Annotated in this window: 9 protein-coding genes; 5 read left to right on the top strand and 4 right to left on the bottom strand. The window is 73.9% G+C overall.

Going from position 1 to position 12570, the window contains the following annotated elements:
• Window positions 1-129 precede the first annotated feature (129 nt).
• From FHS37_RS18490 to FHS37_RS18480, 3 genes are all read right to left on the bottom strand, one after another.
• Complete coding sequence (locus FHS37_RS18490) at window positions 130-2313, bottom strand: alpha-galactosidase (protein WP_184822553.1); 2184 nt, start codon at window positions 2311-2313, stop codon at window positions 130-132.
• A gap of 767 nt (window positions 2314-3080) precedes the next feature.
• A complete protein-coding gene (locus tag FHS37_RS18485; protein ID WP_184822551.1) occupies window positions 3081-4130 on the bottom strand; it encodes a TerC family protein in 1050 nt (349 codons plus the stop codon).
• Window positions 4131-4409: 279 nt separating this feature from the next.
• Window positions 4410-5366, bottom strand: a complete 957-nt coding sequence (locus FHS37_RS18480) for a sporulation protein (protein WP_184822549.1) — start codon at window positions 5364-5366, stop codon at window positions 4410-4412.
• Between the two features lie 437 nt (window positions 5367-5803).
• On the opposite strand from FHS37_RS18480, the gene FHS37_RS18475 reads away from it, so the two are divergent.
• From FHS37_RS18475 to FHS37_RS18455, 5 genes are all read left to right on the top strand, one after another.
• Window positions 5804-7141, top strand: a complete 1338-nt coding sequence (locus FHS37_RS18475; RefSeq protein WP_184822547.1) for a hemolysin family protein — start codon at window positions 5804-5806, stop codon at window positions 7139-7141.
• Window positions 7138-8163, top strand: a complete 1026-nt coding sequence (locus tag FHS37_RS18470; protein ID WP_184822545.1) for a hemolysin family protein — start codon at window positions 7138-7140, stop codon at window positions 8161-8163. Before FHS37_RS18475 ends, FHS37_RS18470 begins: the two co-directional genes overlap by 4 nt.
• 205 nt (window positions 8164-8368) lie before the next feature.
• The gene (locus FHS37_RS18465) at window positions 8369-9349 is read left to right on the top strand and encodes a TIGR01777 family oxidoreductase (protein ID WP_184822543.1); all 981 of its coding nucleotides are present in this window, start codon (window positions 8369-8371) and stop codon (window positions 9347-9349) included.
• A gap of 75 nt (window positions 9350-9424) precedes the next feature.
• Entirely contained in the window at window positions 9425-10153 is a 729-nt protein-coding gene (locus FHS37_RS18460; RefSeq protein ID WP_184823233.1) for a TetR/AcrR family transcriptional regulator, read from the top strand.
• Between the two features lie 181 nt (window positions 10154-10334).
• On the top strand, window positions 10335-11951 hold the full coding sequence (locus FHS37_RS18455) for an MDR family MFS transporter (RefSeq protein WP_184822541.1): 1617 nt from the start codon (window positions 10335-10337) through the stop codon (window positions 11949-11951).
• Between the two features lie 108 nt (window positions 11952-12059).
• On the opposite strand, the gene FHS37_RS18450 is transcribed toward FHS37_RS18455, so the two are convergent.
• Window positions 12060-12500, bottom strand: coding sequence for a pyridoxamine 5'-phosphate oxidase family protein (locus FHS37_RS18450; protein ID WP_184822539.1), 441 nt, complete (start codon window positions 12498-12500; stop codon window positions 12060-12062).
• Window positions 12501-12570 lie beyond the last annotated feature (70 nt).

The following is a 12570-nucleotide window of genomic DNA, read 5'->3' as shown; positions in this document are numbered from 1 at the left end:
GATGATCCGCGCCCGGGACCACAGGCTCGACGTCGCACGAGCGGCGGGACCGGCACGTCGGGTGGCCGTCCCGGCCGGGGCCCGGCGCGGCCTTCCCCGGACGGCGGGCCCGGGACGTCGGGGCGGGGACTACCGGCGGGTGGCCCGCAGCAGGACCAGCCTCTCCGGGTACAGCACGGGTGCCTGCACCCCCGCCTCCGCGAGCACGGAACCGGGGAGTTCGACGCCCTGCGGGGTCCACCACGGCAGGTGCGCGCCCCAGTGGTGGGCGTTGCCGTCCGGGACGTCGCCGGGGGCCTGCGGACGCACCCGGTAGACGGTGTGCGGGTCCAGGCCGGGCAGGCGGACGGGGCCGGTCGGGTACAGCTCCGACGTGCCGGTGGCCACCAGGGCGTAGAGCGCGTCGGACCGGTCCTCGGCGACCACGCCGTGGAGCGAGTAGGCCGGGTCGGGATGGTCGCCGTGCACCGCGGTGCCCGAGTGCAGCAGCGGGCGCATCTCCTTGTACAGGGCCACCCACTCGGCCAGCCGCTCCAGGTCGGCCGGCTCGGCGGACGTCAGGTCCCACTCGATGCCGAAGTGGCCGAACAGCGCCGTCCCGGCACGGAAGTCGAGGGTGTGCGTGCGCCCGGTGGTGTGCGAGACCGGGGAGCCGACGTGCGTGCCCATCAGCTCCAGCGGGACGAGGGCGTTGGTCCACCGCTGGATCCGCTGCCGCTCCAGCGCGTCGATGCAGTCCGACACCCACACCCGGTCGGTCCGCTCCAGGACGCCCAGGTCGACCCGGCCGCCGCCGGACGAGCAGGACTCGATCTCGGCACCGGGGTGGCGGGTGCGCAGCTCGTCCAGCAGGCGGTAGACCGCCGCCGTCTGGTCGTGCACCCCGGCCCGGCCGCCGGGCTGGTGGCCGGCCTCCACCAGGTCCCGGTTGTGGTCCCACTTCAGGTACGCGATCGGGTACGTGGTCAGCAGGTCGTCCAGGCGCTGCAGGATGTACGCGTACGCCTCGGGCCGCGCCAGGTCGAGGACCTGCTGGTGGCGGGCGGCGCCGGGCAGCCGGCCGCCGGTCGCCATGATCCAGTCCGGGTGGGCGCGGGCCAGCTCGGAGTCCTCGTTGATCATCTCGGGCTCCACCCAGAGCCCGAACTGCATGCCCAGCGCGGTGACGTGGTCGATCAGGGGGCCGAGGCCCTGCGGCCAGACCTCGGGGGAGACGTACCAGTCGCCGAGGCCCCGCCGGTCGTCGCGGCGCGCGCCGAACCAGCCGTCGTCGAGCACGAACCGCTCGGCGCCCACCGCGGCGGCCGCGTCCGCGAGCCGCCGGAGGCGCTCCAGGTCGTGGTCGAAGTAGACCGCCTCCCAGGTGTTGACGACCACCGGCCGCGGTGGGCCCGGATGGTGCGGCCGGGCGCGCAGATGGCGGTGGAAGCGGGCGGACACCTCGTCGAGACCGCGGCCGTAGGACCCGTACTGCCAGGGCGCGGAGTAGCTCTCGTCCGGTCCGAGCAGCACCTCGCCGGAGAGCAGGAGCTCTCCGGAGCCGAGCAGCGAGACGGAGTGGAAGGTGCGCTCGGCGAAGGCGCGGTGGTTGCCCGACCAGGCGGTGTGCACCGCCCACACCTCGCCGCCGCGGTTGCCGAAGCCCTCGGTGCCGGCGGCCAGCAGGTACGCCGAGTCGTAGCCGGTGCGGCCGGTGCGGTTCTCGCGCAGGCGCAGCCCCTGGGTGAAGGGGGTCCGCTGAGGGCTGCGTTCACGCAGATGGTGCCCCGTGAAGTCGAGCAGTTCGGTGGCCGCGGCCGGCACCGGGAGGGTCAGGTTGACCGCGTCGACGGCGAACGGGGTGCCGCCGCGGTTGGTCACGGTCGCGCGCTGGCGCACCAGGCCCGCAGCGGTCAGTTCGATGACCAGCTCCAGGTCCAGGGCGGCGACCGGGTCCCGGGCGTGGACGAGGAGGCGGCCGGGCCGGTCGCCGGGCGGCGCCGCGTCCACCGCGAGTTCGGCCCGTACCACGCGGAAGGCGGTCGAGAAGTCCGCGCCGTCCCGGTTGCCCACCAGCCCGGGGGTGCCGAGCCAGCCCGCGGACTGCTCGGGCAGCACGGACACCTCGACCGGCCCGTCGACCGAGAACCCGATCGGCTGGGGGCGTGACGACAGCCGCAGTGCCCGCAGGCCGGCGGCGGACAGGTCACCGAGATCGGCGCCCCAGTGCAGGACCCGCGGAAGGGTGTCGCCGGAGGCGTCCAGGACGAGCGAGGCACCTGCGGCACGCAGGAGGACGACGCCGTGCGGGGGGAGAGGGGAGTCAGTTGGCACGGGGAGGCTTTCTCCGGGAGAACGGAAGGGGGAGCGGAAGGGCCACCTGTCGACTTGCTCGATATCACCGGCCCGACAACCGTAGGTGCTCCTGCCGGGGAACAACAGGGGGCCCGGCGCGGACCCGCCCCGGCGCGCACGCCCGGATCCGGAAGGAGCGGACACGGCACGGACGCCCCGCACGAGGGCCGGCTGCCCGGCACCGCCCGACGGGCACGGCACACCCCCGCTCGCCTCCCGGCCCCGGGCGGGCCGGAGCCGGGCCCCGGGGCGCCCGACGACCTCTCCCTCGTCGCCCGGGACGACTCCACCGCGTGCCGGCCGGCCTTCCCGCCGCCGACCACGACGAGCGTGGACGCCCACCGCTACGGCGTCCTGGTCGCCTAGGCGGCCCCGGACCGCATCGGCGGCCGGCCGAGAGCCGCCGGTCGCCGGCCGCGCACTTCGTGCCCCGGGGACCGGCGGGTCCGGCTCCGCGGTGACGCCGTGGGGCGTTCGCGGTCCCGGACGGCACCCCGCGGCCGGCCCTGCGGCCGGCCCCGCGGCCGGCCCGGGAGACGGTCCTGGGCCGGCGGGCGGAGACCGATCCGGTGGGGTCCCCGGCGGAGCGGCCCGGCGCCACGGGGAGCGGACGCCCTGGCCTCGCCGTTCCCGGCCGGAGGGTCCGCCGGGGACGGTGGACCGCCGGTCCCGTCCGGCCCGGCCGGCGGCGGTGAAGGGCGCGGGGTGCGGCAGGCGCGAAGACCGCACCGGGCGGGGTGCGCGGCTCAACCGTCCTGCGGCGGGTCGCCCCTCTCTCCCGTCCCTTCCACCGGGGGCCGCTCGCCGACCGGGGCCCGGACGTCGCCGTTCCGGTCCTGTGCGGCCGGGGCCGTGTCCCCGTGGGCGGGAGGGCGCCGGACGCTCAGGACGACGGACGCGGTCAGGACCACGACGATGACCGCCAGGCTGACCGGGGACGGGATCTCCGGGATGCTGCTGCTGAACAGCTCGTGGGACGCCTGGAGGATCAGCTTCACGCCGATGAAGGACAGGATGAGCGCGAGGCCCTTGCTCAGGTAGTGGAACCGGTCCAGCAGCCCGGCGAGCAGGAAGTACAGGGCGCGCAGACCGAGGATGGCGAACGCGTTGCTGGTGTAGACGATGAAGGCGTCGTCACTGACCGCCAGCACGGCCGGCACGCTGTCCACGGCGAAGACCAGATCGGCCGCCTCCACCGCCGCGACGACCGCGAGCAGCGGGGTGGCGACCCGTTTCCCGGCCTCCTTGACGAAGAACCTCATGCCGGCGTAGTCGTCCCGAACGGGCACGATCCTGCGCAGCAGCCGCACGGCGATGCTCCTGCCCGGGTCGAAGCTCTCCTCCTCCTCCCGCAGGATCTTGTAGGTGCTGTAGAAGAGGACGGCCGCGAACGCGAACAGCACCGCGGTGAAGCGGCTGACCACGGCCACTCCGGCGGCCAGGAAGAGGCCCCGGAACACCAGCGCGCCCATGACGCCGAAGAACAGCACGCGGTGCTGGTAGGCGCGCGGCACCTTGAAGTAGGCGAAGATCAGCGCGAAGACGAACAGGTTGTCGACCGACAGGCTCTTCTCCAGCAGCCACGCGGTCGTGTACTCCACCCCCGGCGTCACGCCCAGAACCAGGAAGACGACCGCGCCGAAGACGAGGGCGAGACCGATCCACACGCCGCTCCACGCGGCGGCCTCCTTGAAGCCGATGACGTGCGCCTCCCGGTGCGCCAGCAGGTCGACGGCCAGCGACACGACGACGGTGACGGCGAACACCGCCCACAGCCAGAACGGCACATCGAGCACGGAAGACCCCTCACACGTGCGGGGCGAGAACACGCCTTTGTAAGAGTCTGACCCGATATCCCCGGCTTGTCGTCCGCGTCCGCCCGGCGCCCTCTCCGGCCCGGACGGCCGACGGGGGCGGCGACCGGCTCCTGACCGGCGGTGACCGCCGATCAGGGGTGCCGGCTCCGTGGGGTGCCGCCGGGCACGCACCGGCCGTCGGCCCCCGGACGCCGGGAGCACCCCGAGCGGCGAGGACGGCGGCTGCCCGACCCGCCCGCGGGGTCGGGCAGCCGGTCGTCAGCCCTCGTCCCCCTCGTCGCCCTCGAAGAAGTCCCCGACCTCGTCGACGACTTCGGCCGCGACCATGCCGCCGACGACGCCGACCGCCAGGCCGGCGGCGCCCGCGGCGACGGCGGTGCCCACGCCGGGACCGGAACGGTGGTGGTCGTCGTGGTGATGGTCTCCGTGGCCGTGGACGCCGTACGAGGCCCGGTGCTCGACCAACTGCCGGATCCAGCCCTCGACGTCGGTGCTCCAGTCGCGCGCGTCGTCGTGGCCGACGGTGAACTTGGTGAGCGCGTCGTGGCCGCCGGAGAGGAGGCCGCCGCGCTTGTCCGCCTCCAGGACGACGTCCATGCCGCCGGGGTGGGCGAGGAAGGTCACCTCGATCTCGTTCACCTGATGGGCGTACCGCGGTGACGGGGTGATCTCGATCTCCTGGTAGAAGGGCAGCCGCTGCCCGGTGCCGCCGATGCGGCCCAGCTCCAGGTCGGCGGACCTGAAGCCGAAGCCGAGCCGGCCGAGGGCTTCGAGGATCGCCTCCTGGGCGGGCAGCGGGCCGACGGTCAGCGGGTCGAGGTCGCCCTTGTCCCTCGCGCCGGCCACCGACAGTTCGGTGCGCACGCCGAGCACGATGCCCAGCGGCTGTCCGTGCAGCTCGGTGATCGGGGTCTCCCACGGCAGTGTCACGTCGAACGGCACGCCGCGTTCCTCGCCCGCGGCGAGCCGGAAGCCGCCGCCGACGGTGAACCGGTCGAAGGCGACGACCCCTTCGCCCTCCCCGCCGTCGTGCTCGGCCTCGACCCGGGCCACCAGCTCCAGCGTGATGTGCTCGATGTCGAAGTCGGCGTTGCCGCCCTTGAGGTGGACCCGGCCGGTGAGCGTGGAGCCGGGCCGGGCCGGACCCGGGTCGAGCACCGTGTCGACGGTCGGGCCGCCGACGCCGAGTGAGCCGAGCAGTCGTTTGAACACCATGGTGGCGTCCACTCCTTACACGTGCGTGTGTTCCGTGGGGGCGGCCGGGACCCCGGTCGGAGCCGTGCGTGTCGTCTCCGGAGGCGCGAGGCCCGACTCGCATGATCGTTCTACAAGCGAGTAGAAGCATAAGGCGGCCGGAACGGGGAGGGGGCACGGTCCGCGCGGACGCGTCGGGAAAGGCCGAAAACGGACTCCGGTGCCGCCCGGCGCCGGAACCGGCCCGCACCCCGCCGGCGTCGCGGGGCCCCGGGCCCGTGGCGGGCTTTGCGCCTCCTTTACAGTTGGTGTAGAGGCAGGACATCCTGCTTCCCACCGTGTCTTCCCACATGTTCGAAAAGGAGCGACGGTCTCCCGATGGGTGATCCTCCTAGTAGCAGCCGTGCCATTCCCCGCCGTCCGCGCCGTGCGGCCACCGAGGGAGCGGGGGTGGCGCGGTGACCGAGGTCCTGCTGCTCCTGCTCGCCCTCCTGCTGACCCTGGCCTGCGCGGTGTTCGTCGCGGCCGAGTTCTCGCTGACCACCGTCGAGCGCGGTGAGCTGGAACGCGCCGCCGAGGCCGGTGAGCGCGGCGCTGACGGCGCGCTGAAGGCCGTACGGCGCCTGACCCTCCAGCTCTCCGGCGCCCAGCTGGGCATCACCGTCACCTCCCTGGTGATCGGCATGCTCGCCGAGCCGTCGCTGGCGGCACTGCTGCGCGGACCGCTGCGGTCGATCGGTCTGGGCGGCGCCGCCCCGTCGGTGGCGACCGTGCTGGGCGTGCTGGTGTCCACCGTCGTGCTGATGGTGGTCGGCGAGCTGGTGCCGAAGAACTGGGCGATCTCCCGCCCCCTGGCGGTCGCCAAGGTGGTCGCCGGGCCGCAGCGCGCGTTCACCGCCGCCTTCGGGCCCTTCATCGGGCACCTGAACGGCACCGCGAACCGTTTCGTGCGCCGCTTCGGCCTGGAGCCGGCCGAGGAGCTGGCCTCCGCGCGCACCGCCGAGGAGCTGGGCGCGCTGGCCCGGCACTCGGCCGCCGAGGGCGCCCTGGAGGCCGACTCCGCCGAGCTGTTCGTGCGGACCCTCCACCTGGGCGAGCTCACCGCCGAGAACGTCATGACCCCGCGGGTCGACGTCAAGGCGCTCGAGGTGCACGCGACGGCCGCCGACGCGGCCAACCTCAGCCACGCCACCGGCCTGTCCCGCTTCCCGGTCTACCGCGACACCCTGGACGAGGTGGTCGGCACCGTCCACATCCGCGACGTGCTCGCCCTGGAACCGCAGGAACGGGCCGGTACGCCGGTCACCGACCTGACCACCCCGCCCCTGCTGGTCCCCGACAGCCTCACCGCCGACCGGCTGCTGGAGCGGATGCGCGCGCACCGCACCATGGCCGTGGTCATCGACGAGTACGGCGGCACGGCGGGCGTGGCCACCGTGGAGGACATCGTCGAGGAGGTCGTCGGCGAGGTCCGCGACGAGCACGACCCCGTGGAGGTGCCCGACCTGGTGCCCGCCCCGCCGACGGCCGACGGCCGCGCGGTGTGGGAGGCGGACGGCGGCGTCCGCACCGATCAGCTCACGGACATGGGACTCACCGCACCGGAGGGCCCGTACGAGACCGTGGCCGGCCTGATCGCCACCCGCCTGGCCCGCATCCCCGCCAAGGGCGACGTCGTGGACCTCGGCGGCTGGCGGCTGGAGGTGCTGGAGGTCGAGCACCACCGCGCCGACCGGGTGCGCATCACCGCGCCGGCCGCCGCACTGACCGTCCGGCTCGTGGAGGAGGCCCGATGACCGCGCTGCAACTGGCCATCGGCGCCCTGACCCTGCTGACCAACGCGTTCTTCGTCGGCGCCGAGTTCGCCCTGGTCTCGGTGCGCCGCAGCCAGATCGAACCGCGCGCCCGGGCGGGCGACAAGCGCGCCCGGATGACGCTGTGGGCGCTGCAGCACCTGTCCGCGATGATGGCCACCGCCCAGCTCGGCATCACCGTCTCCTCCCTGGTGCTGGGCGCGGTCGCCGAACCAGCCATCGCGCACCTGCTGGAGCCCGGCTTCGAGGCGGTCCACCTCCCGCACGGCCTGGTGCACCCGGTCGCGTTCGTCATCGCGCTGACCCTCGCCACGTACCTGCACATGCTGGTCGGCGAGATGGTCCCGAAGAACATCGCGCTCGCCGCGCCCGTGCCCAGCGCGCTGCTGCTCGGTCCGCCCCTGGTGGCCCTCACCCGGGCGCTGCGGCCGTTCGTCTTCGGCATCAACGCCTTCGCCAACGCCCTGCTGAGGCTGCTGCGCGTCGAACCGAAGGACGAGGTCGAGTCGGTCTTCACCGACGACCAACTCGCCCGCATGGTCGTCGACTCCAGCGAGGCCGGCCTGCTCGGCCCCGCCGACGGCGAGCGGCTGCGCGACGCGCTGGAGCTGGGCACCCGCCCGGTCGGCGAGATCCTCGTCCCCGCGCAGCGGATGCGCACCGTCGACCACACCGTCACCCCGGCCCGGCTGGAGCGGCTGGCCGCCGAGGCGGGCTTCTCCCGCTTCCCGGTCACCGGCCCCGACGGCGCCGTCCTGGGCTACCTGCACATCAAGGACACCCTCGGCGTCACCGACCGCGACCGGCCCTTCCCCCGCACGGCCCTGCACCGGGTGACCCGCGTCCGCATCGACACCCCGCTCGACGACACCCTCACCGCCCTGCGCGCCGAGGGCAGCCACCTCGCCGCCGTCGTCGGGGAGAGCGGCAGGGTCATCGGCTTCGTGACCATGGAGGACGTGCTGTCGGAGCTGGTCGGGCCGGCGGCTCCGGCCACCGCGTGACCCGCCGGGCCGCCCCGAGCGCACCGCCGCTCGGGGCGGCCGGGCCCGGCAGCGCCCGCCGCGGCGCGGGCCGAGCGGGACGCGACGGCGTGACGGGGGTGTCGGACACGGCTCACCGCGCCGTACGCCACCGGTGACGGGGCCCATGATTTGAACGTGTTCAATTCCGGGGTAGGGTTGCCCTCACACGGAGGGGGAGGGCCGGATGAAGATCGTGATTCCCGGGGGAACCGGGCAGGTGGGTACGGTTCTGAACCGCGCGCTGACCGCGGCCGGGCACGAGGTCGTGGTACTGACCAGGCGGCCGGTGGGGCCGGACGAGGTCCACTGGGACGGCCGGTCCCCGGGGCCGTGGACCGGGGCGATCGACGGCAGCGACGTCGTGATCAACCTGGCCGGGCGCAGCGTGAGCTGCCGCTACACCCCCGCCAACCTCCGGGTCATGATGGACTCGCGGGTGCTCTCCACCCGCGTCGTGGGCGAGGCGATCGGCGCCGCGGCGCGCCCTCCGCGGGTCTGGCTCCAGATGAGCACCGCCACCGTCTACGCCCACCGCTTCGACGCGCCCAACGACGAGGCCGCCGGCGTGATCGGCGGAACGGAGCCCGCCGTGCCGGGCTACTGGTCCTACAGCGTCGACATCGCGAAGGCCTGGGAGCGGGAACAGGAGCGGGCCGCCGCTCCGCACACCCGCAAGGTGGCCCTGCGCTCCGCCATGGTGATGAGTCCCGACCGGGGCGGCGTCTTCGACGTCCTGTCGTGGCTGGCCCGCCTCGGCCTCGGCGGCCCGGTCGCGGGCGGTGCGCAGTACGTCTCGTGGATCCACGACCACGACTTCGTCCGCGCGGTCGAGTTCCTGGTCGACCGGGACGACCTGGCCGGCCCGGTGAACCTGGCCGCCCCCGAGCCCCTTCCGCAGCGTGCGTTCATGCGCGCCCTGCGCACCGCGTGGCGCGTGCCGGTGGGCCTGCCCGCGACGCGCTGGATGGCCGAGGTGGGTGCCCTCGCACTGCGTTCGGACACGGAACTGCTGCTCAAGAGCCGGCGTGTCGTCCCCGGACGGCTGCTCGAGGCGGGCTTCGCCTTCACGTACCCGAGGTGGCCGGAGGCGGCCCGCGACCTGGCGCGGCGCCGACGGGGCGGACGGCGGGGCACGAGCGGTCCGGTGCGCGCCTCGACGGGCTGATGCGGCTCGTGGCGCCGGAGCCCTCGAGGAGCGGCGACCGTCACTAATTTTGCATGACGTGCATTTTTTCATATGATGCACATCATGTCGGAGAAGGGTGCCGCGGGGGGCGGTCTGCGGGAGCGGAAGAAGCGGGCGACGCGTGCCGCACTCGCCGAGGCCGCGGTGCGGCTGGCCGCCGAACACGGCGCGGAGAAGGTCACCGTCGAGGCGATCAGCGCGGCGGCCGGGGTGTCCGTGCGGACCTTCTTCAACTACTTCGACACGCGCGACGACGCCTTCGTCGTGATCGACGCGGACGCGGGCGCACGGATCCGGCGAGCGGTGCTCGACGCGCCGGCCGCGCTCTCCCCGCTGGAGGCCCTGCACGGGGCCATGGCGGCGGAACTCGCCGAGACGGAGCAGCAGCACGAGCTGTGGCGGCTGCACGCCCAGGTGCTGCGCGCCTCGCCGCACCTGCTGGTGCGCAGTCTCGGCGCGCACATGGCGGACGAGACCGCACTGGCCGAGGTCATCGCCGCGCGCATCCGCTCCGGCGGCCGGCCGGTGTCCGAGTCCGCTCCCGGGTCCGAGTCCGCTCCCGGGTCCGAGTCCGCCCCCGGGTCCGAGTCCGCCCCCGGGTCCGACGAGGAGCGGCGCGAGGCGCTCGACCTGTACCCGCGACTGCTGGCCGCGGTGGCGAGCACCGCGGTGCGGACCAGCGTGGAGCACTGGTGCGCCCGGCAGGAGGAAGCGGCCTTCCTCGACGTCTTCCGGGAGGTGTTCGCCCTCCTCGCCGCCGGGCTTCCGGCTCCTCACGCCTGAGTCACCGCGCAGGCCGCCCGGCTTTTGTCCGCGGCCACCATCCCTGCTGTCCGGTCCGCGCCCCGAGCGCGCCGACGCGTCGGCACGTGTCGGCGCATCGGCCCGCGCGGACCGTCCGACCACCATCGAAAGAGATCCCGTGACCTCACCCCCGGCGCCCGACGGCGCGCCTGTCACCTCCATGACCCGACGGCAGGTACTCCAGGCCATGTCCGGCCTGATGGCCGGCATGTTCGTCGCCATCCTGGCGGGCACCGTCGTGTCCAACGCGCTGCCGACGATCATCGCCGACCTGGGCGCCAGCCAGTCCTCCTACACCTGGGTCGTCACCGCCGAACTGCTGGCGATGACCGCGACCGTGCCCTTGTGGGGCAAGCTGTCCGACCTCTTCAACAAGAAGCTGCTGCTCCAGCTCTCGCTGCTCATGTTCGTGGTCGGCTCGCTGCTGGCGGGCTTCTCCCACGACACGACGCTGCTGATCTTCAGCCGGGTCGTGCAGGGCATCGGCGCGGGCGGCCTGACCGCCCTCGCGCAGGTCGTCATGGCCGCCGTCATCCCGCCCCGGGAACTGGGCAAGTACTCCGGCATCTTCGGCGCCGTCTTCGCCGTCGGCACCGTGGCCGGACCGCTGATCGGCGGCGTGCTGGTGGACACCGACTGGCTGGGCTGGCGCTGGTGCTTCTTCATCGGCGTGCCGTTCGCGCTGCTGGCCATCTTCCTGCTGCAGCGGACGCTGAAGCTGCCCACCGTCAAGCGCGAGGTGAAGATCGACTGGCTCGGCGCCTTCCTGATCGTCGCCGGGGTCTGCGCGCTCCTCGTCTGGGTCTCCCTGGCGGGCAACCGGTTCGACTGGGCCTCCTGGCAGACCGCCGCGCTCGTCGCCGGCGGCGTGGTGCTGCTGGGCCTGGCGGTCCTCGTCGAGGCCCGTACCGCCGAGCCGGTGATCCCGCTCGACATCTTCAGGAACCGCACGGTCACCCTGACCACGGTCGCCAGCCTCCTGGTCGGTGTCGCCATGTTCGGCGGGACCGTCTTCCTCTCGCAGTACTTCCAGGTGTCCCTGGGCAAGTCGCCGACGATCGCGGGGCTGATGAGCCTGCCGATGATCCTCGGTCTGCTGGTGTCGTCCACCGTCGCCGGACAGCTCATCAGCCGGACCGGCAAGTGGAAGGGCTACCTGGTGGCGGGCGCGGTCATCATGACCGCCGGACTCGCGCTGCTCTCCCTGATCGACGCCGGCACCTCCTTCGGACTGCTCAGCGTCTACATGGCCGTCCTCGGCATCGGCGTCGGCATGCTGATGCAGAACCTGGTGCTCGCGGCGCAGAACGACGTCCCCGCCGCCGAGCTGGGTGCCGCGACCTCCGTGCTGTCCTTCTTCCGCAGCATGGGCGGCACGATCGGCACCAGCGTCCTCGGCGCGATCCTCGCCAACCGGGTCGCCGACGAGATGACCAAGGGGATGGAGAAGGCGGGCGTCGCCGGAGCGGCCGAGGGCGGCTCGGGCGGCGGCGAGGGCAGCGTCCCGGACATGAGCACGCTGCCCGCCCCGATGCGGGAGATCGTGGAGCACGCCTACGGCGTCGCCACCGCGGACCTGTTCCTCGTCGCCACCCCGTTCGCGCTGCTGGCACTGGTCGCCGTGGTCTTCATCAAGGAGAAGCCGCTGAAGACCACCAGCGGCTTGGAGCGCCTCGCCGAGGAGGCCGGCGCGTCCGGTGTCTCGGACACCGCGTCGGAGCAGGAGCCCGGGTACGGCCCGTCGTCGGGCAAGGACCAGGCGACGCCGGTCGGCTGAGCCGGGACCCGGCGGACGGGACACGCGGAACCGGACGGGGCTGCCCACCACACAGGTGGGCAGCCCCGTCCGGTTCTCGCGCACCGTCCCGGTCGCGGGCCCGCGGCGTCACCAGCCGGGCGGCTTGACGGTGCCCAGGGCACGGGTGACGGTGATCTCGATGACCACCCGGTTCGGGTTGACGCGCGGCTGCCGGTAGCGCTCGGCGTAGCGGCGCTCGGCCTCGGCCACGGACTCGGCGTCGTCCCGGACGACGGCGGGCCCCTCCAGGGTGCACCAGCGCCGGCCGTCGACCTGGCTGACGGCGACCACGGTCCCCGGAGCGGCCCGGCGCACGTTGCGGACCTTCTTGCTCCCGGCGTCGCTGATGACGCGGGCGATGCGGGTCTCGGGGTCGTAGGTGACCCCGACGGGCACGAGGTGCGGGGTGCCGTCCTCCGGGCGCCGGGTGCTGAGGAAGCACACCCGGCGCTCCCGCCAGAAGGCGGCGCCGGCCTCCGCTCCGGCCTCGGTCTCGGCGCCGTCCGGCGGCGGGGTGTCGGGGTGCAACGCTTCTCCTCGGTGCGAACGGTGCGAACGGTGCGAACGGTGCGGCTGCGCGGAGTGCCTCCGGTCCCGT

It is taken from the genome of Streptomyces griseomycini (genome assembly GCF_014203535.1).
Taxonomy (GTDB): domain Bacteria; phylum Actinomycetota; class Actinomycetes; order Streptomycetales; family Streptomycetaceae; genus Streptomyces; species Streptomyces griseomycini.
This window is presented reverse-complemented; position numbering and strand designations above follow the sequence as displayed.